Source organism: Parvularcula oceani (assembly GCF_000733125.1).
In the GTDB taxonomy this organism is placed as follows: domain Bacteria; phylum Pseudomonadota; class Alphaproteobacteria; order Caulobacterales; family Parvularculaceae; genus Parvularcula; species Parvularcula oceani.
The window spans coordinates 41,489-66,232 of record NZ_JPHU01000013.1 but is presented as its reverse complement, the minus strand read 5'-3'; the positions used below and the strand labels follow the sequence as shown (position 1 = coordinate 66,232).

Genomic DNA, 24,744 nt, shown 5'->3' with positions numbered 1-24,744 from the left:
CCTCAGGCTTCGAGCGTCACTCTCGCCGCCCGGTCGTCCAGCACACTCTCTCCGGGGATCTCCGGGAGGGATGCCCCGGGCGCAATGGCGACCGCAACCGAGATGCTCTTGCCGTTCCCGCCGCGGGTGAAGGCGAGCGCGCCCGTTCCGGCTTCGACCGGCGCGTAGCCGCCATCGAGGAAGACGTCCGGATGATCCCGCCGCAGGCGCAGCATCGCGGCCGTCGCCGCCATCTTGCGCGCGGCGGGGCCGTCACCGCCGCGCGCCAGGAGCGTCTTCCTGCGCTCGAAATCGACGGGGCGCCGGTTGTCGGGATCGACGAGGCTGAGATCGGTCAGCTCCGTGCCCTGATAGGTGTCCGGCACGCCCGGGATCGCGGCCTTCAGCACGGCGCGCGCGACACAGAGGTCCGCCGCGGGCCCCGCCAGCGCATGCGCCGCCGTCTCGGCCCGCCGCGCCAGCTCGCCCTCGCAGGCGGCCCTTGCAAGGCGGTCGAGCCGTTTCTCGTAGGCCTCGTCGCCATCGGTCCAGGACGTATCGCGCTTCGCCTCCCGCGCCGCCTTGAGCATATAGGCGGAGAGACGGTCCGCCAGCCCATCGCGTGGATCCTCGCCGTTCACGGGCCAGAAGCCGACTATGGTCTGGAACAGAAGATAGGCGTCGGAGCCGGACACGCCCTCTCGCTGCGCGGCCGAGGCGTTCCACCAATCCCTCGCCCAGGACGCCCATTCGTCCGGCACATGGCTCGCGGCGGCGAGCCGGGCCCGGACATCCTCGCCGCGCTTGGTGTCATGGGTCGCGGTTGCGGAAAGCGCCAGCGGCGCGCGCTGCGCCCTCTCCTGCATGCGCGAATGGAAGGCATCAGGGCTCCGCCCGAAAATGGCGGGATCGCCGCCGACCTCGTTGAGCGCCGACCAGCGATGCCAGCGATAGAAGCTCGTATCCTCGACCGCCTTGGCGGTGACGGGGCCGGTCATCTGCTGGAAATTTAGCGCTTCGGGCATGTCCGGATCGCTCAGCACCGAGAGGACCGCCTCATAGGCATCGTCCTTCCCACCCTTCGCCTCGCCCGCGAAGGCTCTCAGGCGCTGCGCATCATGGCTTTCGCCCGGCCGCAGATAGGTGCGATAGATCGGGAAGGCGACGGCGATTTCCTCGATCACGCCCCGGACGGCGCCAGCATCCCGGCCGAGCCGGCCCGCCAGCCGTTCGGCCAGCAGATCGAATTCATGGTCGAAGGGGCCGGCGATGATCTCGCGCTTCGCCTCCACCTCGACGGCGTGGAAGCTTCGCGTTTCGCCGGTCAGCTCGGCGTAGAGGTCGGTGAGAGCGCGCTCCGCCCCGGTCTCCGTCAGCACGCCGTCGAGCCAGGGCATGACGGCATAGCCCGTCTCGCCGCGCACCGGCCAGTCGGCGGGAATGCGCTCCTCGCCCTCGACGATCTTCTCGACCCAGACGGGCGGCGTGTCCGCCTCCGGGAACAGGGCGGCCAGCCTTTCGAGATAGCCCTTCGGGTCGCGCATGCCGTCGACGTGATCGACCCGCACGCCGTCGATCAGCTCCTCGCCGATCAGCTCCTTGAGCAGGCGGTGGGACGCATCGAAAACGCGCTCATCCTCCATCCGCACCCCGATCAGGTCCGTGATGTCGAAGAAGCGGCGATAGTTGAGGCGGTGAAGGTCGCGCCAGAAGCTCAAGGCGTAATGCTGGCGCGACAGGGTCTCTGCCAGATCCTCCGTCTCGCTGCCTTCGGCCAGCGGGAAGCGCGTGCCGTAATAGTCGATGGCGCGGCCGAAACGGTCATCGTCCACGAGCTTGAGCTCGCCTCTGCCGAGCACCTCTTCGAGGGGCGCGCCGAGCACGGGCAGGACGAGCTTTCCGTCCGCCCTGTCCCAGTCGATGTCGAAGGCCGCGGCGTGCTCCGAGGCCTGCCCCTTGGCCATCGCATCGGCCAGCCAGGGGTTCTGAGGGCTCGCCGCCATGTGGTTCGGCACGATGTCGAGGATCAGGCCGAGGCCCTCGGCTTTCAGCGCCGCCGCCATGCGCTCGAACCCTTCACGCCCGCCGAGCGCGGGGTTCAGCGTGTTGTAGTCGGTGACGTCATAGCCATGCGTGCTGCCCTCGCGCGCGGCGAAGACGGGGCTGGCATAGAGATGGCTGATGCCGAGCTTGCGGAAATAGGGCGCCAGCTCGGCCGCCCTGTCGAATGTCGTCTCGCCGCCGAACTGCAAACGATAGGTCGCGGTCACCGAGGTCATCGCCGAGCCTCCAGAGCCAGAGCGCGCACGGCCGCATCGCCGGTCCAGTCCGAAATTTCGCGCGCATAGCGGCGGCGCCAATTGGGATGCGCGTCCGTCGTGCCCGGCAGGTTCACCTGCGCCTCCTGAAGGAGGAGGTCCTCGAGCGCGACCATCACCACGGCGGCGCGGCTTTCACCCAGGAACCTGTGCGCGGCCGCCACCACCTCTTCGGGCGGCGCATCCGCCGTCATGCCCCACAGCGCGAGGAGGCCGTCGCGCTCTTCTTCCCAGGCCTCGCGCGCAGCCCGTTCCTCGTCCGCATCCGACCACAGGCCGAGTTCGGCGCGCGTGTCGATCTCGCCGCCCTTGAGCCAGCCGGCGATGGGGACGATGTCATGCGTGCTCGCCACGGCGAGGCAGAGGCGGGGATAGGCGTCCGCCGCCAAGAAGGCGCCGTCTTCGTCCCGCGCCCAGCGGGCCACCTCATAGGACAGGATATCGGCCTCGTGCAGCGCCTCGGTCAGGCCCTCGGGCACGGTGCCGAGGTCCTCGCCCACGACGAGGCAGCGCGCCTTGCGGCTCTCTTCCGCCGTGACGGCCAGCATGTCGTCGCGGGGGAAGGCGACATAACCGCCTTCGGCCGCGCGCTTTCCTTCCGGGATCCAGAACTGGCGATCGAAGCCCAGCACGTGATCGACCCTGAGCGCCCCCGCATAGGCCATCGATCCCGCCAGCACGTTTCTCAGCGTCTCGTAGCCCTCTGCGGAGAGCGCCTTGGGATTGAGCGGCGGCAGGCCCCAGTCCTGACCCTGCGGCGCCATGGGATCGGGCGGCGCGCCGAGGCGGCAGGAGCGGACATAGCGATCGCCGCCGGACCACAGCTCCGAGCCGTCCGGCGCGGCGCCCACGGCGAGGTCGAGATAGAGCGTCGTCGCAGGCTGTGCCTGCACGCCCGCGCCCGCGGCCTCTTCGAGCTGCAGCCGCGCGATCCATTGCAGATAGGCGTGGAAGGCGACCCGGTCCGCCTTTTCGTCCGCGAAGGCACGAACCGCCGGGCTATAGGGCCGGGAATACTCCTCGGGCCAGGCGTGAAATCCGCCATCGCGCCCCTCGGCCGCGAAATGTTCGTGCAGCGCCTCGAAGAGCGCATGGCGGTGAAGCGGCTCGCCGGCCTCCTCGCGGAACTGCGCGAACTGCGTTCGGCGCGCAGGCTCCCCATGTGCCTCGAAACCGGCGAAGAGCGCTTCGAGAGCGGGCCGTTTCGCGGCCGCAACCGCTTCGTAGTCGATCAGCGCGCCGGCCCGCGCCCTGGCGATGCGCGCCTCGGCCTGCGGATTGCGGAGCTCGACCGCCTCCTCGCCCACGGCGACATTGTCCGGGTCGATATAGAGCGGGTTCAGGAAAAGCCGCGAGGACGGATAGTAGGGGCTCGCCCGCCCGGGCGCCGACAGGAACAGGGCATGGAGCGGGTTCACCCCCACATAGGCGGCGCCGAGGCCCGCCGCCCAGCGCATCACCGCCGCAAGATCCGTGAAATCACCGATTCCCCAGTTCCGCTCGGAGCGCAGCGCATAAAGCTGGACCGCCACGCCGAACGCCTTGCCGCCCTCTTCCAGCGCGGGCGGCGTATAGGCCCGGGACGGCTTCAGCGGCGCGCCGCTATCGGGCGCTTCGTCGAGTATGCCTTTCAGGATGCGGATCGTGTCTTCGGGGACGGCGCGGGTCTTGCCGCCCGCATCCTCGAAGCTGGAAGGCACGTGGATCCGGTTCGACGACGTCATGACAGGGTGGCCGTCAGGGACCAGGCGGGCATTTCGCCCGGCGATGCCTCATGGGTGGAGAAGAGGACCTCGCCGCGCAGCGCGTCGCCGAGCGGCACGGGCTCGGCCGTCAGATTGACGGCGAAGCTCAGGACCCGGCCGCCGAAATCGTAGCGCACGGTCACGCCACCCCCCTCATGCGCCGCCTCCACCTGCGGCCGTCCGCTCTTGAGGAGGGGAACGACATATTCCTTTCTCAGGGCGATCAGGTGACGGAACAGGTCGAGGCGGTCCTGATGGACGTGGCGGCCGATCTCCTGCCAGTCGAGCTTGGCGGCGAGGAAGGTGTCCTCCGCATTCGGATCGGGGATGAGCTCCCGCGCAGCCGGGTCGGCGAAGCGCTCGAAGCGGGAGAATTCCCGCCGCCGCCCCTCGCGCACGGCATCCGCCAGATCGCCGGAGAAATCGCAGAAGAAGGGGAAGGTGCTGGTCGCGGCCCATTCCTCTCCCATCCAGATCATCGGGATCTGCGGGCACAGAAGATAGAGCGCGGTCGCAGCCTCCACCGCCTCGCGCGGCGCGGCGGCGGAGATGCGGTCGCCGAGCGCCCTGTTGCCGACCTGGTCGTGGTTCTGGATGAAGCTGACAAAGGCCTGCGGCGGCAGGTCCGCGGACGGCGTTCCCCGATGGGCGCCGTCGCGATGGGGGCTCGCCTCGCCCTGATAGGCGAAGCCTTCGGACAGGACCCGCGCCAGCCGCTCGGCCGCCCGGTCGTAATCGTCGTAATAGCCGTCGGTCTCTCCGGTCACCATGCGGTGCACGACGTGGTGGAAATCGTCATTCCACTGCGCATCGTAATGGCGCGGCGCGCCGCCCTCCCGCGCAAGGAGTTCGGAGCGGTTGTCGTCGTTCTCGAGGATGAGGTGGACATGGCGGTCCGGCTCGATCGCGGAGCGGATGACGCGCGCCATCTCTTCGAGGAAATGGGCCTCGCCTTCGGTCCCGGCCATGTCTTCGATCGCGTGGACGGCGTCGAAGCGGATGCCGTCGAAGCGGTACTCGTTCAGCCAGTAGACGGCATTCGAGATGAAGAAGTCGCGCACGGGCCGCTCCGAGAAATTCAGCGCCGCCCCCCAGGGCGTCTGCTTTTCCGCATCGAAGAAGCGCTCGGCATAGGCGTGCAGGTAGTTCCCGTCCGGACCGAAATGGTTGTAGACGACGTCGATGAAGACCTGCAGCCCAAGTCCGTGGGCATCGTCGATCAGCCGCTTGAGGTCCTCGGGGCGGCCATAGGCGCTGTCCGGCGCGAAAGGCAGGACGCCGTCATAGCCCCAGTTCCGCTGGCCTGCGAAATCGGCCACGGGAAGCAGCTCGATCGCGGTGACGCCCAACTCCTTGTAATGGTCGAGCTTGCGGCGCAGCCCGTCAAACGTGCCCTCGGGCGTCGCGGCGCCGACATGGACCTCGACCGCCACCGTCTCCTCGAAGGGAAGGCCCCGCCAGTCCTGGTTCTGCCAGCTATGGGCGATGGGGTCCACGACCAGAGACGGGCCGTGCACGTCCTTTTTCTGCGCCCGGCTCGCGGGATCGGGGACGAGAAGATCCTGGCCGATCTTGTACTGGTAGGCATCGCCGGCCTGCGCCTCGGGCACGACCGCTTCGCGCCATCCATTGTCGCGCAGGGGCATTTCGTGGGCCTGGCCCTCGAGGATCAGCGTCACCTCCTGGGCATCGGGCGCCCAGAGGCGGAAGCGGACGCCGTCGCCGGTGATTTCGGCGCCGAAGGGCATGCTGTGCTCGGCCATCTATTCCTCCGTGTTCTCTGCGACGCGCTTGACGAAGAGCCGCAGCGAGCGGCTCGCGATCTTGCCATCCTCGGCCAGGGGCGCGGTCTCGTCCGTCTCGACGAGGAAGCCGCCCGGCACATTCGTGTCGATCACCAGCCGCCAGGGCGCCGAGGACGCCACATCGGTCGGCAGCTTGTAATCGAGCGCTTCGGGCGAGGAATTCATCAGGATCAGGAAGGTGTCGTCCGTCTCCTTCTCGCCCTTGGCGGTCAGGTGCACCTGCCCCGCCTCGCCCGAGAGGAGGAGGCCGAAGCGCCTGCGCTCGGTGTCTTCCCAGTCCTCGGGGTTCATGTCCTGCCCGTCGAGGCGTAGCCAGCGCACGTCGCGCACATCCGTTCCGGGAATCTTGTCGCCCGAGAAGAAGCGGTGGCGGTGGAAGACGATATGATCGTGGCGCAGCTTGATCAGGCGTTTCGTGAAGTTGAAGAGCCGTTCGGAATCCTCCGTCTCCTCCCAGTCGATCCAGCCGATCTCGTTGTCCTGGCAATAGGCGTTGTTGTTACCGCCCTGCGTCCGGCCGCGCTCGTCCCCGGCGAGGAGCATGGGCATGCCCTGGCTGAGGAACAAGGTGGCGAGGAAGTTCCGCCGCTGGCGCGCCCGCAGTTCGGCGATCTCGGGGTCGTCCGTCTCCCCCTCGACGCCGTGGTTCCAGGAGAGGTTGTCCGAGTGGCCGTCATTGCCGCCCTCCCCGTTCGCCTCGTTATGCTTGTCGTTGTAGGAGACGAGGTCGTTCAGGGTGAAGCCGTCATGGGCGGTGATGAAGTTCACGCTGGCAAATGGGCGGCGGCCCCTGTGCTTGAAGAGGTCGGGACTGCCCGACAGGCGCGTCGCCAGCTCGCCGAGCTGGCCCGGATCGCCCTTCCAGAACTTCCGCATGGTGTCGCGGTACTTGTCGTTCCATTCCGACCAGCCGGGCGGGAAGGCGCCGACCTGATAGCCGCCCATGCCCGTGTCCCAGGGCTCGGCGATCAGCTTGACCTTGGACAGGACGGGATCCTGCGCGATCGCGGTCAGGAAGCCCGCATATTCCGAATAGGCCCCGTCGATCCGCGCCAGCGTGGTGGCGAGATCGAAGCGGAAGCCGTCCACCCGCATCTCCTGCACCCAGTAGCGCAGGGAATCCGTGACCATGCGGAGCACGTAGGGATGGCGCAGTTCGAGCGCGTTCCCGGTGCCGGTGAAGTCGTTGTAATAGCGCGGATTGTCAGTGAGATAATAATAGGAGGTGTTGTCGATTCCCCGGAAGGACAGGGTGGGGCCGAGATGATTGCCCTCGGCGGTGTGGTTGTAGACCACGTCGAGGATCACCTCGATATCGTTCTCGTGCATGACCTGCACGAAGGACTTCACCCCGTCCACGCCGCCATCGGCGGTGTATTCGGGCTGCGGCGCGAAGAAACCGATCGAGTTGTAGCCCCAGTAATTCTTGAGCCCCATCTCCTCCAGGCGCTGGTCGTGCGCGAAGGCGTGGATCGGCAGGAGCTCGACCGCTGTGATCCCGAGATCGTTGAGATAGGCGACGACCTCCGGATCCGTCATGCCGAGAAAGGTGCCGCGCCGGTCATCGGGCATGCCCGGCCATTTCATCGTGAAGCCGCGAAGATGCGTCTCGTAGATGATCGTCTCGTGGAAGGGGTGGCGCGGACGGCGGTCCGACCAGGTGAAGGCGGGGTCGATGACCTCGGCCTTCGGCACGAAGGGCGCCGAGTCGTCCTCGTTGAAGCTCAGATCCGCGTCCTTGTGCCCCAGCTTGTAGCCGAAGACCGCCGGGTTCCAGTCGATCGCGCCGGTGATCTTCTTGGCATAGGGATCGAGCAGCAGCTTGTTCGGGTTGAACCGGTAGCCCGCATCCGGCTCGTAGGGGCCGTAGACGCGCCAGCCATATTTCTGGCCCGGCCGCGCCTCCGGCAGATAGCCGTGCCAGACCTCCTGGGTCATCTCGGGCATGGCGATGCGGCTGGTTTCCTTGCCGTCATCGTCGAAAAGGCAGAGTTCCACTTTCTCGGCATGCGCCGAGAACAGGGCGAAGTTCGTTCCCGACCCGTCCCAGGTCGCCCCCAGGGGATACGGCGCGCCCGGCCAGACTCGCATGATGTCGCTCCTCGTCATGTCGCTGCGGAAGATGCGTCCTGCCGCACTCGCCTTCCGATCCGAGCGAACACGATCGGGCAGGGCCCGTTCCCGGTCCTGCCCTTTTGCAGTGCACCCGCTGGAACGCCAACTCGTCTCGCGTGTACCGATATGTATGAGCGATACACAGCAGACCAAAGCGCCAGGGGCGCCCCGCAAGTCCGCTCGCAAGACCGGGCGCAAAGCCGTAAAGCCCGAGGCGACGCCGAAAGGAAGCGCGGCCAAGCCTGCGCGGTCGAAGGCCGCGAAGGCCAAGGCGCCGAAGAAAGCCAAGCCGGAGGCGCAGGCGCAATCCCAGGCCTCCTCCGCCCCGCGCATTCTCTTCGCCGGAAGCGAGACGGTGCGGGAGGACGCGGCGGCGCTCGGCTTCGACGCCGTGCTCATCTCTCCTCTCGGCCCCGTGGACCGGCCGGTGCGTGATGTCGCCGAAAAGGGGGCGCAGGACGCCGTGCGGGAGGCGGCCTCATCCGGCCTGAAGGTTCTCGTGGACATTCCCTGGCTGCGCCACAGCATGGCCTCGCCGCTCCTGCGCGAGCAGCCGGGCTGGTTCGAACCGGGCGCCGGCACGGAGCAGGCGGCGGCCGATCCGCGCCAGCCGGGCAATCGCGACGTGCGCCGCGTGCTGGCCGAGCGGCCCGAACTGCACGAGGCGCTGGCGCAGTGGATCGCCGGCCGCGCGGCCCCCCTCTTCGAAGCGGGCGCAGCCGGCGTGCGCATCCCCGACCTCCAGCACGGATCGCCCTCGCTGTGGCAGGCGGTCGTGTCGGCCCTGCGCGCGAAGAAGGACGATGCCTGCATCATCGGCGACGGCCTCGGCGGCGCCTTCGCCGCGACGCAGGCCGCCGATGGCGCTGGCTTCGACTATCTTCTGGATTCCGGCGCATGGTGGGACGGCCGCGCCAGCTGGTTCCTCGACCAGCGCGACACCCTGTCGACCAGGACGATCGGCTTTCCCGAAGCGCCCGAAGGCGACGATCTCGCCGGGCGGGCCGGCAGCGAGGACCTTGCCGGCATGGCTGCGCGAAGAACGGCGCGGGCGATCCTGTCATCGGAGGCCGTGCTGGTCCCGCAGCGCCTGATCGAGAAGGCGGCGGAGGGCTTTGCGGACGCGCTGCGGAGCCTTCTCGCCCTGCGGGCGCAGACGGCATGGCTGGACGAGAAAGGCCCGCTCCTGCGCGCGGGCGCGGACGGCGCGCTCCTGCGCACCGACACCGATCCGCGCTTCGCCGGCCAGGCGCTCGCCCTCGCCAACCCCTCCCAGGAGGGGGACGTGCTGACAGTGGCCAGCGCCCGCTTCGACGCCTTCGAGCCGGCCTCGGGCACGGGGCTCCTTCGCGGCGAGACCCGCACCACGAAAAACGACAAGGCGCCACCCGACAGGGCCGCCGCCAAGACGCTCGAAGTCTTGGCCCATGCGCGCGTGGCGGTCGAGAGCATCCATCCGGTGATCGATGGCGGGCGCTTCCCGGCCAAGCGCATCGTCGGGGACCGACTGGTCGTCGGCGCCGACATCTTCGCGGACGGCCATGACATTCTGGCCGCGGACATTCTCCTGACCGAGCATGGCGACAAGCAGCCTTCGCGCCATCCCATGGCGAAGGGCGTCAATGACCGCTGGTCGGGCGAGGCCGTGCTGCACCGCATGGGCCGCGCCCGCTTCGAGATCGAAGCCTGGCGCGACCTCTATGCGAGCTGGCTTTCCGAGGTTCAGAAGAAGCAGGGCGCGGGGCAGAACATCGCGCTCGAGGCGATGGAGGGGCGGAGCATCGTCCTGCGCTCGCTCGACCATGCCAAGGCGAACAAGCTCGACGCGGAGGAAAAGCGTCTCGCCCAGGCGGTGACCGACGGCCTCGAGGAGGCCGGCGATGCGACCGATGCGCTGATGGCCGTCCTGACCATGCCCGGCCTCAAGGAGCTCATCCGCCGCCATGGCGAGCGCAATGGCGCGACCCGTTCGGACGCTTTCGAGGTGGTCGTCGACCGCCGGCAGGCGCGTTTCTCGTCATGGTACGAGATGTTTCCGCGCAGCCAGTCGGGCAGTGCGGATCGCCACGGCAATTTCGACGACGTCATCGCCAAGCTGCCTTACGTGAAGGATCTCGGCTACGACGTCCTCTATTTCCCGCCGATCCACCCGATCGGGCGGACCAACATGAAGGGCAAGAACAACACGCTGACGCCCGACGAGCACGATGTGGGCAGCCCCTATGCCATCGGCTCTGAGGCGGGCGGCCATGACGCGATTCACCCCGAACTCGGCACGCTCGAGGATTTCGACCGGCTGGTGAAGGCCGCGGCCGAGCACGGCCTGGAGATCGCGCTCGATTTCGCGATCCAGTGCAGCCCCGACCACCCCTGGCTCAAGGAGCATCCCGAGTGGTTCGACTGGCGGCCAGACGGCACGATCAAATACGCCGAGAACCCGCCCAAGAAATACGAGGACATCGTCAACGTCCACTTCTACCGCGATGCCCTGCCGAGCCTTTGGTACGCGCTGCGCGACGTGGTCCTGTTCTGGTGCGAGCGGGGGGTGCGGATCTTCCGCGTCGACAATCCGCATACCAAGCCCTATCCGTTCTGGGAATGGATGATCGCCGAAGTGAAGGCGCGCTTCCCCGACGCCCTCTTCCTGTCGGAGGCCTTCACCCGGCCCAAGGTGATGAAGCGCCTCGCCAAGCTCGGCTTCACGCAGAGCTATACCTATTACACCTGGCGGAACACCAAGCACGAGCTGACCGAATATGTCCGTGAGCTGACGGAAACGGACACGCGCGAGGTGATGAACCCGAACTTCTTCGTCAATACGCCGGACATCAATCCGATCCCGCTCCAGACGAACAACCGGGCCGCGCATATCGCGCGAACCTGGCTCGCAGGGACGCTCGCCAGCTCCTACGGCCTCTATAACGGCATCGAGATCGTCGAGAGCACGGTCCTGCCCGGCAAGGAGGAATATCTCGATTCCGAGAAATACGAGATCCGCGTCTGGGACATGGACCGTCCGGGGCACATCAAGGACGACATCCGCCTCCTGAACCGGCTGCGCATGCGCCATCCCGCGCTTCAGGACCATGTCACCGTGCGCTTCCTGACGGCGTGGAACGACCAGGTGATCTGGTTCGCAAAGCGCACGCCGGATTTGTCCGACTATCTCCTGTTCGCGGTCACCTTCGACTATGAGCGCGAGCGGCGCGCCTCCTGCGAGCTGCCCTTGTGGGAGTTCGGCCTGCCCGATGACGGCTCGATCGCCGCGCGCGACCTCGTCAGCGGGAACGATTTCACCTGGCACGGCAAGATGCAGGACATCACGCTGGGGCCCGACCGGCCCTATGCAGCCTTCCAGCTGTTCGGACCGAGAAAAGACGACGCGCCGGCGCTGTATAATGATTTGAGGGGTGAGGAATGATCGATCGCACGCAAACCGACTGGTACAAGGACGCGATCATCTACCAGACGCATGTGAAGGCCTATGCCGATTCCAACAATGACGGGATCGGCGACTTCCGCGGCCTGACCTCCAAGCTCGACTATATTCAGGAGCTCGGCGCGACGGCGATCTGGCTTCTGCCCTTCTACCCCTCGCCTCTGCGCGATGACGGCTATGACATCGCCGACTATTCGGGCGTCAATCCGTCCTACGGCAATGTCGAGGATCTGCGCGAGTTCATCGAGGCGGCGCATGAGCGGGGCCTGCGGGTCATCACCGAGCTCGTCATCAACCACACTTCGGACCAGCACGAATGGTTCCAGAGGGCGCGGCGCGCCCCCAAGGGCAGCCCCGAGCGCGACTGGTATGTGTGGTCGGACGATCCGCACAAATTCCCCGAGACGCGGATCATCTTCCTCGACACCGAGCCCTCCAACTGGAGCTGGGACCCGGTGGCCCAGCAATATTACTGGCACCGCTTCTTCCACCACCAGCCGGACCTCAATTTCGACAATCCGGAAGTGCTCAAGGCGGTCATCGACACGATGCATTACTGGCTCGAAGCCGGGGTGGACGGCCTTCGGCTCGACGCGATCCCCTATCTCATCGAGCGGGAGGGCACGAACAACGAGAACCTTCCCGAGACCCACGACATCCTCAAGAAGATCCGCGCGGAGGTCGATGCCCGCTGGCCCGACCGCATGCTGCTGGCCGAAGCCAATCAGTGGCCGGAGGATACGGCGGAATATTTCGGCGATGGCGACGAGTGCCACATGGCGTTCCACTTCCCCCTCATGCCGCGCATGTACATGGCCGTGGCGCAGGAGGACCGCCACCCGATCACCGACATCATGCGCCAGACCCCGCAGATCCCCGAAGGGACGCAATGGGCGATCTTCCTGCGCAATCACGACGAGCTGACGCTCGAAATGGTGACCTCGCAGGAGCGGGACTATCTGTGGCGCACCTATGCCGAGGACGAGCGGGCCCGGATCAATCTGGGGATCCGCAGGCGGCTCGCCCCGCTCCTGGGGAATGACCGCCGCAAGATCGAGCTGATGAACGGGCTCCTTCTCTCCATGCCCGGAACGCCGGTCCTCTATTACGGCGACGAGATCGGCATGGGAGACAACATCTATATGGGCGACCGCGACGGCGTCAGGACGCCCATGCAATGGTCGCCAGACCGCAATGGCGGCTTCTCCCGCGCCGATCCGCAAAGGCTCTACAGCCAGCCGATCCGCGATGCGATCTACGGCTACGAGGCGGTGAACGTCGAGGCGCAGTCGGCGAACCCCGCGAGCCTTCTCAACTGGACCCGCCGCGCCCTCGCCATCCGCAAGAACCTCAAGGCCTTCAGCCGGGGGACCCTGCGGTTCCTGATGCCGCGCAACCGGCGCGTCCTCGCTTATCTGCGCGAGCATGACGGCGAGACGATCCTCTGCGTCGTCAACCTGTCGAGCCGCGCCCAGTCGGTGGAACTCGACCTTCAGGAATTCGAGCATGCCGTGCCGGTGGAACTCGCCGGGCGCTCCGCTTTCCCGCCGGTCGGCCAGCTTCCCTATCTTCTCACCATGCCGGGCTACGGCTTCTACTGGTTCCGGCTGACAGAGGAGGCCGAGATGCCCTCATGGCACGAAGCCCTGCCAGAGCAGATTCCCGATCTCGCCACCGCCGTCCTGCGCAAGGGCGAGGCCCGTCTCGATCAGGGCGCGGCGCGCCAGACGCTGGAGGGCGACAGCCTCCGGGCCTTCCTGCCCAATCAGCGCTGGTTCGCGACCAAGAGCGAGACGATCGACAGCGTGCGCATCCACGAGATCGGCGCCATCGGCGGCGGCAAGGAGCCCGTTCACCTGCTGACGGCAGACGTGGCGGCGGGCGACAGCCAGACGCGCTATTTCGTGCCGCTGACCGCGCCCGACGACGAGAGCGGCGGACCCATCCCGGCCTATTGGGTGGCGAAGCTGCGGCGCACGGCCGAGGTCATGCCGCTTTACGACGCGCTGTCCGATGACAGCCTCGCATGCGCCGCGCTCGACGCCATGCGCGAGGAGGCCACGGCCGGGCGCGTGCAGTTCCGCAAGACGCGGCGCCTCGACGAGGCGGAGCTGGCCGAGGACGCCGAGGTGCGCCGCCTGCTCGGCGAGCAGAGCAATTCCTCGGTGATGATGGGCCGCACGGCGATCCTCAAGGGCATCCGCCAGCTTCATTCGGGCATCCACCCCGAGGTCGAGGTGAGCCGCTTCCTCACCGAAGTGGCAGGTTATGAGCACAGCCCCGCGCTTCTGGGCTGGGCCGAGATCGCTGGCGACACGCCGGACGACAGCACGGCGCTCATGGTGCTGCATGCCTTCGTCGAGAACCAGGGCGATGCCTGGACCCGCTTCACGGACAATCTCGTCCGGCGGCTCGAGGCCGAGCATGTCGGCGAGGACGGCGTCAGGAACGAGGCGGACTTCCCGCCTCCGCCCGTGCACGACCCCTTCCGCACGCTGGGCCGCAGGATCGGCGAGCTTCATGCGGCCTTCCGCACCGAGACCGACGATCCCGCCTTCGCGCCCGAACAGGTGACGAAGGACGACCTCGCCCATTGGCGCGACGGGGCCAGGGCCTTCGCCGAGCAGGCGCTGGCGGCCGGACGGGACGAGGACATGGGCGCCCTGCGGGCCCGCAGGGACGACATCTTCCGCGTCATCGACGCCGTCGCCGCGATGGAGCCGAAGGGCGTGAAAACGCGCGTCCACGGCGACCTGCATCTCGGCCAGGTCCTCGTCGCGCAGGACGATTTCTACGTCCTCGACTTCGAGGGGGAGCCGCGGCGGGCGCTGGCCGACCGCCGGCGCAAGACCTCGCCCCTGCGCGATGTCGCTGGCATGATCCGCAGCTTCGACTATGCCGCCGCCTTCGCCGCCCGCCGGGCGATCGAAGCGGGCCTCGTCGATGCGGGCGAGGCGCAGGCCGAGGCGCTGCGCTGGCGCGACGAGGCGGGCATGGGCTTCCTCAAGGGCTATTACGCGGCCGTCGAAGCGGCGGGCGTGCGCGAGCCGGACCATGCCTATGAGCACGCGCTCCTGCGCTTCTTCACGCTCGAAAAGGCGCTCTACGAGGTCGGCTACGAGGCGGATAACCGCCCCGACTGGCTGCCGATCCCCGCGGGCGGCGTTCTGAGCATTCTCGACGGAGAGGAGGGCTGAGGCCCTCCCCTCCTCCATTCGATCTCGAAAGGAGCCTCCCCATGGACGCTTCCGGTTCCCCACTCGACCCGGCCTTCCAGGCCCTCGCTTCGGCCACGCATGGCGATCCCTTCGCGATTCTCGGACCGCATGACGGGGTGGTGAGGGTCTTCCTGCCCCAGGCGCAGCGCGCCTTCCTTCTGATGCAGGGCCGCGAGACGGAGATGGCGCGCATTCACGGCGAGGGCGTCTTCGAGGCCCCGCATAACGGTCTGCGCGAGAGCTACCGCATCGCCTGGGAAGCGGGCGGGCAGCGCCATGAGATAGAAGACCCCTACCGCTTCGGCCCGCTCCTCGGTGAGTTCGACGTCTACCTTCTGGCCGAGGGCCGCCATCAGCGCGCCTATGAGGTGATGGGCGCGCATCCGCGAAAGCACGAAGGCGTGGACGGCGTGAGCTTCGCCGTCTGGGCGCCGGGCGCGGCCCGCGTTTCGGTCGTCGGCGCCTTCAATGACTGGGATGGCCGTCGCCACCCGATGCGCGCGCGCCGCGAATGCGGCGTTTGGGAGATCTTCGTGCCCGGCCTCGAAGAGGGCGTGCCCTATAAATACGAGATCCTCTCGGGCGATCACCGCCTCCTGCCGCTCAAGGCCGACCCTTACGCCTTCTCGATGGAGATGCGGCCCAATACCGCCTCCATCGTGCACGAGCCGCCGGCGCTGGCGCCCGATGCGAACTGGACCCGCGAGCGGGCGGCCCGCGCCGCGATCGACGCGCCGGTCTCGGTCTATGAGGTGCATCTGGGTTCTTGGATGCGCGGCGACGGCAATGCCTATCTGACCTATGACGAGCTGGCCGAGCGCCTGATCCCTTACGCGACCGAGATGGGCTTCACCCATCTCGAATTCCTGCCGGTTTCCGAGCATCCCTTCGACGGCTCCTGGGGCTATCAGCCGATCGGCCTTTACGCGCCGACTTCGCGCCACGGCGATCCGGATGCGTTCGGGCGCCTCGTCGAGGCCTGCCACGAGGCGGGGATCGGGGTGATCCTCGACTGGGTGCCGGGGCACTTTCCGACGGATGTGCACGGCCTCGGCGAGTTCGACGGCACGCATCTCTACGAGCATGCGGACCCGCGCCAGGGCTTCCATCAGGACTGGAACACGCTGATCTACAATTTCGGGCGCACGGAGGTCGCGAACTTCCTGACGACCAACGCCCTGTTCTGGTTCGACCGCTACCGGATCGACGGCATCCGCGTCGATGCCGTCGCCTCCATGCTCTATCTCGACTATTCGCGCGAGGCGGATCAGTGGGTGCCGAACAAATATGGCGGCCGCGAGAACCTCGAAGCGATCGAGTTCCTGCAGTCGACCAATTTCGCCGGCCACGCCAATTTCGGCGGCATCATCACCATCGCGGAGGAATCGACCGCCTGGCCCGGCGTGTCCCAGCCCACCGAGGAAGGAGGCCTCGGCTTCGACTACAAATGGAACATGGGCTGGATGCACGACACGCTGCAATTCATGCAGACCGATCCGCTCTACCGGAAGCATCACCACGACCAGATGACCTTCGGCCTGGTCTATGCCTTCTCCGAGAAGTTCGTCCTGCCGCTCAGCCATGACGAAGTCGTGCACGGCAAGGGCTCGCTGCTCGGCAAGATGCCCGGCGACCGCTGGCAGAAATTCGCCAATCTGCGCGCCTATTTCGGCTTCATGTGGGGGCATCCCGGCAAGAAGCTTCTCTTCATGGGCGGCGAGTTCGGGCAGGAGCGCGAGTGGAACCACGACCAGTCGCTCGACTGGCACCTGCTCGACGCGCCCGAGCACAGGGGGCTGCAAAAGCTCGTTTCAGACCTCAACGCGGTCTACCGGAAATATCCCGGCCTTCATCAGCGGGACACGAAGCCCGAGGGCTTCCAGTGGATCGTTGGCGACGACCGCGACAATTCCGTCTTCGCCTTCCTGCGCCACGGGGAGAGCGGCACCGATCCGGTGCTCGTCATTTCGAACATGACGCCCAATGTCGTGCAGGACTACGCGCTCGGCGTGCCCTGCGGCGGGCGCTGGCGCCGCATCCTGTCGACCGACGATGCGGGCTATGGCGGCTCGAATGTCGGAGAGGCGGAGGCCGAGGCGGTCCCCGAGGAGCGCCACGGCCAGAACCAGTCCTTGAAGATCACGCTGCCGCCGCTGGCGACGATCTTCCTGACACCGGAGGCATAAGCTTACCCGCCGTTAACCACGTTCGTTTGCGGCGGGTAAACATGAATTGGGTTTCATGATCCTCGACTGTTTATCGAGGATCGCCAATCCAATGAAATCTGTTCTCTCCACCGGGGTCGCCGCTCTTGCGCTGCTGTCGGCGTCCGCCGGCGCTCAAGAGGCCCTGGTCGCCTATCCGGCCGCGGATATGGGGCCCGTCGGCAATAGCAGCAATTTTGCCATCGAGGCCGAGTGGGGCGATATCGAACCGTTCTGGGGGGACATCGAGCCTTTCTGGGGCGATATCGAGCCGTTCTGGGGAGACATTGATCCCTTCGGCACCGTCGACCCGCGCTGGGGGGACATCGATCCCTTCTGGGGCGATATCGAGCCCTTCTGGGGAGACATCGATCCGTTCGGCACTGTCGACCCGCGCTGGGGGGACATCGATCCTTTCTGGGGTGATATCGAGCCCTTCTGGGGAGATATCGAACCGTTCTGGGGCGATATCGAACCCTTTTGGGACGGCACCATGGACCGCGTCTTCACCGATGACGAGGTGAGTCTGGCCGCCGGAAAGCTCGGCGAGCTCTTCGACAGAGCCGAGGGCGTCTTCGGCCAGGCGATCGAGGTGCGGACGGGCTCGGCCTATCAGGACGCCTTCGTCGACCCGCTCCTGGCCCGCTACGGCATCGACCTTTCGGAGCCTGCGACGCTCGGCGCCCTCTCCCCGCGCGCGCGCAGCCGCTTCTTCCTCGATTTCTACGACGGCCTGATGAACTATTCCGGCCGGGACCGCTTCGACTGGTGGATGGGGATGGTCGGCTGGTCGCCGCGCCTCGCCCAGGAACAGAACAGCGGGCACAGGCCGGTGATCGGCCTCATCGACAGCACGATCGGCGCGGGCGCCAGCACGCTGGGCCGCGTGACCTATTCTGGCGGCTATGTCGACGATCTCGACAATGTCGCGACCGGCCACGGCACCGCCGTCGCCTCGCTGATCGCCGCCCCGCATGACTGGCAGGGCACGATGGGCATGGTCCCGAATGCCGACCTCGCCGTCTGGAATCCCTATGACGAGACCGGCACCACGAATTGGTGGGACGTCACGCGCGGCCTGCGCAAGCTGCGCCGCGAAGGCGCCCATGTGGTGAACCTGTCGCTGGGCGTCGAGGACCAGGTCCTCGACCAGGACTGGGCCTACGCGCTCAGCCCGCAAATGCGCTATGACGACCTCGTCGTGGTCAAGGCCGCGGGCAATGACGGCGCTCTCGGCAAGAGCAGCTTCTGGTGGAACAGCGGCGCCAATGACGGCCTGCTCCTCGTGGGCAGCGTCAATGCCGCCGGAGAGATCTCCGACTTCTCCAACCGCCCCGGAACGGCGTGCATGACCGGCTTCTTCGGCTGCCGCCCGGGCGAGCGGCTGATGGATCATTTCCTCGTCGCGCCGGGCGAGCTCATCCTGACCGATGACGGCGCGGGCGGCACGCGGCGCCTCAGCGGCACCTCCATGGCCGCGCCGCTGGTCACCGGCACGGTCGCCCTCCTCCAGTCGCGCTGGCCGTGGCTGGAGAACCACGCGGCCACCACGGCGCAGATCGTGCTGCGCAGCGCGACCGATCTCGGCGCGCCCGGCGTGGACCCGGTCTATGGCTGGGGCCTCTTGAACGTCGAGGCGGCGCAATCGCCGCTCAGCTTCGATGCCCTCACCTTCCGCACCCGGCCGCGGGGCGGCCGGACGATCGGGACGCAGTCCCTGCGCGATGCCCTGATCACGGACGGCCTTCTCGCGCGGCTGGCGGATTCCGAGGATGCGGTCCTCTATGCCTATGAGAGCGTGGGCGACACCTTCCGCGACTTCGCGATTCCCCTTTCGACGCGGGTGAGCGGCACGCAGGTGACGACCGCAGGCGGGCGGCAGCCCGTGCAGTCCCATCTTTACCGCCGCCTCGAGGACTGGGCGATGGGCGCGGGCTTCGCAGAGGCGCCGGTCACGCTGACGGAGGAGCGGCCGGGCTATTCGCTGGCCCTGACCTCCGGTGTGGACGCCCAGGGCCAGCAGACCGGCAGCGTCACGCTGACGAGCGAGGGGGGCCTCGGCTTCACCCTGGGCGCGGGCGCGAATGCGCCGGGCTCGCTGCTCTTCGATGCGGCGCGCGACGTCAGCGGGCAGGCCGGCAGCGTCATGCCGGTCGCAGGCTTCGCCTCGGGCGGCACCTATGCGGCCGCCTCGATGCCGGCGGGCGCGCTCGGCGCCCTCAGCTTCGCGGTCAGCGCCAATGATCCGCATGAAGGCCGCTTCGGCTTCGATGACGATCCGACGCGCGATACATTCGCGGTGGAAGGCTATGAGGCGCGGGCGACCAGCCTGTCCCTGAGCCGGCCGCTTCTGGGCGGCGCGTTCGGCCTGTCCTATCAGCGCCTCGACGAGGCCAACGGCGTTCTGGGCACCCAAGGGGCCGGCGCGCTGTCGCTGTCGGGCGGCGCGGTGACCCGGGCGGTGACGGCGGAATTCGCAGCGCCGGAAATCCGCGGCATCACCTTCGGCCTCACGGCCACGGCGGGCATGACCCGGGCCGAGGCGCAGAGCGGCGTTCTCGCCCTCGCCGAGGAAGGCGTCCAGAGCCGGGCCTTCGCGCTGCGCGCCAGCACCGGGACCCTGCTGCGGCCCGGCGACCGCCTGACCCTGACGGCGAGCCAGCCTCTGAGCGTGACCGCCGGCGCGGTGACCCTCTCCTCCTACGAGGTGACGGACCGGCAGACCGGCGAGCGCGCCTTCGTGGACAGGACCTTGGAGCTCGGCGGCGCGGTCCCGCTGCTGATCGAGGCGGATTACGCGCTTCCCCTCCTGCCCGGCAGAGTGAACCTGTCGGCCGTGACGGCCTATGAGGCCGAGCGCGAGGAAGGCCAGCTCGGCCTGTCCCTGTCAGCGAAATTCTGAACGCCTCGTGCGGCGGGGAGGACCTCCCCGCCGCATTCTCTTGAGAATACTTCAACGCATTGGTTGTAAGCCCGGGGTTCGACCCGTTTCAGGCAGGGAAGAATGATCGGCCTTCTGCAAAGAACGACCCGAAGAGCGGTTCTCGTCTTCGCGCTGCTTGCGGCCCTTCCCGCCGCCGCGGCCGAGATCGGCGCGCAGGTCGAGGAGGCGAAGGCCTCCATGATGAAGGATCCGGCCCATTCCCTGCTGCTCGCGGAGGAGCTCAACGCGACGCCCGGCCTGACGGCTGTCGAGGAAGCGACCATTCTCTGGCTGCGCGCCGAGGCGCTTTTCCGCATGAACCGGGCCTCGGAGGCAGAGGCCTTCGCGGCGCGCGGCCTCGACCTCCTGGACGATTTCCTCGCGCCCAAGCTGCGCGGCGACCTCCTGCTGACCCAGGGCCGGATCGCCCGGCAGGCCGGCGAGGTGGCCGATGCGCTCGCTTACTATCACGAGGCCTACGACCTCTACGACCAGGCCGGCGAGACCCGCAGCCAGGCCGTCGTGCTGCAGACGATCGGCTCGCTCTACAACGGCGCCCATGCCTATGCCCGCGCCCTCGACTACTATGCGCGGGCCGAAAAGGCGCATCAGGGCGACCCGATGCTCACCCTCTCCTCCCTCAACAATCAGGCCAATGCGCTGAAGGCGCTGGGCCGCCATGGCCGCGCTCTGGCCATGTTCCGCCGGGCCCTGGCCATGGCGGAGGCGCTCGATAGCGAATTCCTGCAGGCGCGCGTCCTGACCAATATCGCATCGGTCCAGACGGCGGCCGGCGTCTATTCGGATGCCGCGACGAGCATCGAGAACGCTCTCGCCATCGCGGAACGCGCCGACATGCCGGGCTGGTCGGACTTCCTCTACGGGGTGCGGGCCCAGCTTTCGGCGGCGGCCGGGGACGAGGCCGAGGCGCTCGCCGATCTCAGGCGGGTCTTCGCCGGCAAGGACCTGTCGGAGACGCCGCCGCGCTATCTCGAATTCCATGCGCTCGGCAGCCGTCTTCTCGAGGACATCGACCCGGCCGCGGCCTATGACCACCTCGAAGCCTTCGTGCGGCTCGACACGGCGGCGCGGGACGCCGCGGCCTCCGCAAATCTGGCGCTGAGCGCCGCCGAATTCGACTTCGCCAGCCAGGCGCTCGAGATCCAGCGGCTGGAGACCGCGGGCCTGCGCGACCGGCTGGCAAGGGCGGAGGCCGAACGCCAGCAGCAGCGCATCAAGGTGATCGCTCTTTCCGCAAGCCTCGGCGTCCTCCTGCTGACGGGCCTGATCGTCATCCGCGTCCAGCGCGGCCATCACAGCCGCCTCGAGGCGGTGAACGCCGAGCTGTCGGCGAGCCATGAGGAACTGACCGAGACCAATGCCGCGCTGATGGCGGCCAATGAAGCGAAGATGCGCTTCCTCGCCGCCACCAGCCACGAAATCCGCACGCCGCTCAACGGAATCATCGGCATGACCGAGGTCGTGCTGCGCGACATGCCGCCCGCCGATCCGAACCGTCCGCGCATCCGCATCGCGAACGAGGCGGGGGAGAGCCTTCTCGCCATCGTCAACGACCTCCTCGACATGGCGAAGATCGAGCGGAACGAGACCGAGATCCTTCCCGCCGAAACGGATCTGACGGCGATGTTCGAAAGCCTCCTAGGGCTCTGGGAGCGGCCCGCCGAGGACCGGGGCATCGGCCTCTATGCCGAGGTGGAGGACTGCCCCGCCAGCGCCGTCATCGACGAGAAGCACGTCCGCCAGATCGTCAACAACCTGCTGAACAACGCGATCAAGTTCACCGAGGAAGGCAGCGTCCGCCTCTCTGCCCATTGCCGCGACGAGCGGCTCGTCATCGCCGTCCAGGACACCGGGATCGGCATCGACGAGGCCGATCAGGAGCGGATCTTCGAGATGTTCGAGCAGGCGTCGAGCGGGGCGAGCCGCCGCTATGGCGGAACCGGCCTCGGCCTTGCGATCTGCCGGCGCCTGGCGCGGCTGATGGGCGGCGAGATCGCCGTCGAGAGCGTGCCCGGCGAAGGCTCGACCTTCTCCCTCGCCCTGCCGCTGGTGGATGCGCGGCGTCCTGCCGTGCAGCCGCCGCTGCCCGCCCGCCCCCTCTCGCCGCGGAGCCTCCAGGATCTGCGCGTGCTGGTGGCGGAGGACAATGAGGTCAACCAGATGGTCGTCCGCGCCTATCTGGCCAAGCATGTCGCCTCCATCGCCATCGTTTCGGACGGGCAGGAGGCAGTGGATGCCGTGCGGACGGGAGAATACGATCTCGTCCTCATGGACAAGCAGATGCCGCGCCTCGACGGGCTCGAAGCGACCCGCGAGATCCGCGCCATGGACGGGCCTCTCGGCGAGGTCCCGATCATCGCGGTGACGGCGGATGCCTTCCAGGGCGCCAAGGACGAGATGCTGGCCGCCGGCTGCGACGGCTTCGTCGCCAAGCCCCTGTCCGAGGTCCATATCGTCGAAGCGATCGAGACGGTGCTGGCCGCGCGGCGGTCGGTGGAGCGCCACGTCGCCTGAGCCGCGCCCGCGGGGCGGAGGCGCCCGCGATCAGGCGCCGAGTTCGTCCCGCAGCTCCGCCATCAGGAGTTCGAGCGCGGCGAGGCGGTCTCTGGGGATGGTCACGACGACGCTGCGCGCCCGGTCCTCGACCCGGAACAGCACCTTGCCGCTCTCATCTTTGCGCGTGCGGGCGGCCGAGGCCTCGCCCTCTCCCGACGCCGCGCGCTTGAGCCTGGAGAGCACCGCGCGGGGCTCGAGCGGCGCCTGCCCCCGCGCCCGGCGCTCCTCCTGCTCGCCCGCGAGGCGCTCCGCCTCGGCGATGAGGCGCGATTTCGCCGCCGGCTCCGAGAGCAGTGGGTAGAGTTCGGATGCGTGCTTGATCCCGAGCGAGCGGACATCGCCATAGGCCGACACCACGGCATCGGGCAGCTCCGCGATCCGCACGAAGCGTGAGAGCCAGGTCCGGTCGACGCCGATCCGCTCGGCCATCAGCTTGCGGTTGCCGCCATAGAAATCCGTCAGCGCGCGGGCATAGTCGGCGGAGCGCTCATAGTCGGAGATGTCCTCCCGGTCCCGGTTCTCGGCGTCGGAGACCCGGAAGGCCTCCTCGTCCGACATGTCCCGCACATCGACCAGGTAGCGGATATCCGAATGCTCTTCGGCGCGCAGATGGCTGACGGCGAAATGGCGCCGGGCGCCGCAGATGACCTCGAAATCATGGTCGGGGTCGTTCGCGACCGGGCGCACGATGGCGGGCATTTCCTGGCGGCCGAGCGCCTTCATGCTGTCGATCAGGCTGGCGCAGTTCTGCGCGTTCAGGAGGTCGTAGATGCGGTTATGCCGCGCCCACATGCGGCAGCGCGCCGGGTCGACGAGGCGGATCTTGCCGTTCTGCAGGCGGCCGCTTTCGAGGTCCTGGAGCAGGCCTTCGCGCGTCGCGGCATAGGCGCGCTTCTTGGGCTGCGGCGCGGCCTCTCCGCCTTCGAGTTGCGCTGCGATGGCGTCGGCGAGAGCGAGGGAGCGTTTGCGAGGCGGCATGAGCGGAGTCCTTTTTGGGGGTGTGCACCGGTGCACGCGGTCTGGCGGGGGTGTGCACGGGTGCACACCCTTTCGTCTCTCAGGCGATTCCTTCGGCGCGCAGGGACTGGCGATGGCTGGGCCAGGTGCGGCGGATGAGGATTTCGAGGTCGCGCATGACGGCGTCGAGATTGTTGCGGCAGCGCTTATGGGTCTGCGTCCTGGCGCCCGAATGCTCGTAGACGGTGCGCATCTCGACCGAAGCGGTGTCGAATTCCGCCGAATCGAGCAGCGCCGTCGGCAGGATGTCCCGCCCGAAGCCGCGCCCCATGACCTCGCGCATCGCCTCATGCGCGCCCTTGCTCTCCACCACCTTGGTGGCGAGGAGGCTGACGAATGCATAGGAGACGTCGAGCCCGAGCGTCTCGACCAGGCTCTCGACCACCTCTTCGAGCATGGAGAGATAGGCGGCGGTCGAGGCGAAATCGATCGAACTCGGCGGAGTCGGGATCAGGATGGCATTGGCCGCCTGAAGCACCGAAAGGGAGATCATGCCGAGCGCGGGCGGCGGGTCGATCACCACCACGTCATAGCCCTCGGCGATCTCCCGCAGGCCGGTCTTCATGCGCGACAGCATGGCGACATTGCCCTTCACCTGCTGGGAGAGAATGTACTCCGCCGAGTAGAGCCCCAGATTGGCCGGGATCAGGTCGAGCCCGTCCCAATGCGTGCCCCGCGCGGCGTAATGCAGGCCATCGGCGCGGTCGCCGATCAGATAGGGCAGCAGCGTGTCCTCGACCTCGATGTCCCGGTCGGGGTTGAAGCCGAACAGCGTCGTGGTGGAGGCCTGGCTGTCCGCATCGACGATCAGGACACGATAGCCTTGTTCCGCGAGGTGCTGCGCAGTGTGCGCGGCGATGGTGGATTTGCCGACGCCGCCCTTGAAGTTCTGCACGGCGAGCAGGACCGGCTCGTCGCTCGCCGACCGCCAGGGCCTGCGCCCGAAATGGTCCCGCATCCGGTTCACATCGGCCAGGGAATAGCCGAGGCGCTGCCCCGAGGGCCGGAATTCCGGCTCCGGTAGCTGTCCGGCGGCCTCGGCGCGCCGGATGGCGTCGACCGACTTGCCGATCATCGCCGCGACATCGGTCAGCTTGTAGCGCCGGCCGCCATTCGCCTGCTCCCGCTCGCCCGCGAGGGTCCGCATGGAGCCGATGATCGTGTCCGCCACCCTTGCGAGTCGGCGGATCTGCTCGAGCGAGTTCTCGGGAGAGGGCGCTGCGCTGTCGGGGGAGACATCTTCTGGGCGGATAGTCGCGGACATGGGGCGCTCCTCGCAGCGTTCACACGCCATTAACCAAGGCAGAAGTTAAGTCCGCGTTAACGATTCGCGGCGCTTCGGTCCAGTATGACCGGTATAACCGCAGCATAGAGCGCCTAAGATTTCCACATTCAGGAGTGGAT

Annotated in this window: 11 protein-coding genes; 5 read left to right on the top strand and 6 right to left on the bottom strand. The window is 67.7% G+C overall.

The window, feature by feature from the left end; translation table 11 throughout:
* Positions 1 to 2: 2 nt before the first annotated feature.
* The 4 genes from treY to glgX are packed head-to-tail and all read right to left on the bottom strand — an operon-like array spanning position 3 to position 7,938.
* Positions 3 to 2,258: a malto-oligosyltrehalose synthase gene (treY, locus tag IE88_RS0113115; RefSeq protein WP_051882191.1), complete on the bottom strand. Its 2,256-nt coding sequence runs from the start codon at positions 2,256 to 2,258 to the stop codon at positions 3 to 5.
* Positions 2,255 to 4,021, bottom strand: a complete 1,767-nt coding sequence (malQ, locus tag IE88_RS0113110; protein ID WP_051882189.1) for a 4-alpha-glucanotransferase — start codon at positions 4,019 to 4,021, stop codon at positions 2,255 to 2,257. The genes treY and malQ overlap by 4 nt, the downstream gene beginning before the upstream one ends.
* Complete coding sequence (treZ, locus tag IE88_RS0113105; RefSeq protein WP_031555193.1) at positions 4,018 to 5,805, bottom strand: malto-oligosyltrehalose trehalohydrolase; 1,788 nt, start codon at positions 5,803 to 5,805, stop codon at positions 4,018 to 4,020. The genes malQ and treZ overlap by 4 nt, the downstream gene beginning before the upstream one ends.
* Entirely contained in the window at positions 5,806 to 7,938 is a 2,133-nt protein-coding gene (glgX, locus tag IE88_RS0113100) for a glycogen debranching protein GlgX (protein WP_202900507.1), read from the bottom strand.
* 154 nt (positions 7,939 to 8,092) lie between these two features.
* On the opposite strand from glgX, the gene IE88_RS0113095 reads away from it, so the two are divergent.
* The 5 genes from IE88_RS0113095 (at position 8,093) to IE88_RS17520 (ending at position 22,281) form a co-directional block, all read left to right on the top strand.
* A complete protein-coding gene (locus tag IE88_RS0113095; RefSeq protein ID WP_202900506.1) occupies positions 8,093 to 11,383 on the top strand; it encodes an alpha-1,4-glucan--maltose-1-phosphate maltosyltransferase in 3,291 nt (1,096 codons plus the stop codon).
* Complete coding sequence (treS, locus tag IE88_RS0113090) at positions 11,380 to 14,598, top strand: maltose alpha-D-glucosyltransferase (protein ID WP_031555188.1); 3,219 nt, start codon at positions 11,380 to 11,382, stop codon at positions 14,596 to 14,598. Before IE88_RS0113095 ends, treS begins: the two co-directional genes overlap by 4 nt.
* Before the next feature lie 41 nt (positions 14,599 to 14,639).
* Positions 14,640 to 16,805, top strand: coding sequence for a 1,4-alpha-glucan branching protein GlgB (glgB, locus tag IE88_RS0113085; RefSeq protein WP_031555186.1), 2,166 nt, complete (start codon positions 14,640 to 14,642; stop codon positions 16,803 to 16,805).
* 91 nt (positions 16,806 to 16,896) lie between these two features.
* Positions 16,897 to 19,725 (top strand): S8 family peptidase, encoded by a 2,829-nt coding sequence (locus IE88_RS0113080; RefSeq protein WP_031555184.1) that lies wholly within the window; start codon positions 16,897 to 16,899, stop codon positions 19,723 to 19,725.
* A gap of 102 nt (positions 19,726 to 19,827) precedes the next feature.
* Positions 19,828 to 22,281 (top strand): ATP-binding protein, encoded by a 2,454-nt coding sequence (locus IE88_RS17520; RefSeq protein ID WP_051882187.1) that lies wholly within the window; start codon positions 19,828 to 19,830, stop codon positions 22,279 to 22,281.
* A gap of 30 nt (positions 22,282 to 22,311) precedes the next feature.
* Here the strand turns inward: IE88_RS17520 and IE88_RS0113070 are convergent, their stop codons facing one another.
* Positions 22,312 to 23,301, bottom strand: a complete 990-nt coding sequence (locus IE88_RS0113070; protein WP_051882185.1) for a ParB/RepB/Spo0J family partition protein — start codon at positions 23,299 to 23,301, stop codon at positions 22,312 to 22,314.
* Between the two features lie 79 nt (positions 23,302 to 23,380).
* On the bottom strand, positions 23,381 to 24,604 hold the full coding sequence (locus IE88_RS0113065) for an AAA family ATPase (protein ID WP_031555180.1): 1,224 nt from the start codon (positions 24,602 to 24,604) through the stop codon (positions 23,381 to 23,383).
* Positions 24,605 to 24,744: the final 140 nt, after the last annotated feature.

Bases quoted from the DNA above. Each gene is read 5' to 3' on its own strand.
- treZ (WP_031555193.1), bottom strand. From the start codon at position 5,805: ATGGCCGAGCACAGCATGCCCTTCGGCGCCGAAATCACCGGCGACGGC.
- treS (WP_031555188.1), top strand. From the start codon at position 11,380: ATGATCGATCGCACGCAAACCGACTGGTACAAGGACGCGATCATCTAC.
- IE88_RS17520 (WP_051882187.1), top strand. From the start codon at position 19,828: ATGATCGGCCTTCTGCAAAGAACGACCCGAAGAGCGGTTCTCGTCTTC.
- IE88_RS0113095 (WP_202900506.1), top strand. From the start codon at position 8,093: ATGAGCGATACACAGCAGACCAAAGCGCCAGGGGCGCCCCGCAAGTCC.
- glgX (WP_202900507.1), bottom strand. From the start codon at position 7,938: ATGCGAGTCTGGCCGGGCGCGCCGTATCCCCTGGGGGCGACCTGGGAC.
- IE88_RS0113080 (WP_031555184.1), top strand. From the start codon at position 16,897: ATGAAATCTGTTCTCTCCACCGGGGTCGCCGCTCTTGCGCTGCTGTCG.
- treY (WP_051882191.1), bottom strand. From the start codon at position 2,258: ATGACCTCGGTGACCGCGACCTATCGTTTGCAGTTCGGCGGCGAGACG.
- malQ (WP_051882189.1), bottom strand. From the start codon at position 4,021: ATGACGTCGTCGAACCGGATCCACGTGCCTTCCAGCTTCGAGGATGCG.
- IE88_RS0113070 (WP_051882185.1), bottom strand. From the start codon at position 23,301: ATGCCGCCTCGCAAACGCTCCCTCGCTCTCGCCGACGCCATCGCAGCG.
- IE88_RS0113065 (WP_031555180.1), bottom strand. From the start codon at position 24,604: ATGTCCGCGACTATCCGCCCAGAAGATGTCTCCCCCGACAGCGCAGCG.
- glgB (WP_031555186.1), top strand. From the start codon at position 14,640: ATGGACGCTTCCGGTTCCCCACTCGACCCGGCCTTCCAGGCCCTCGCT.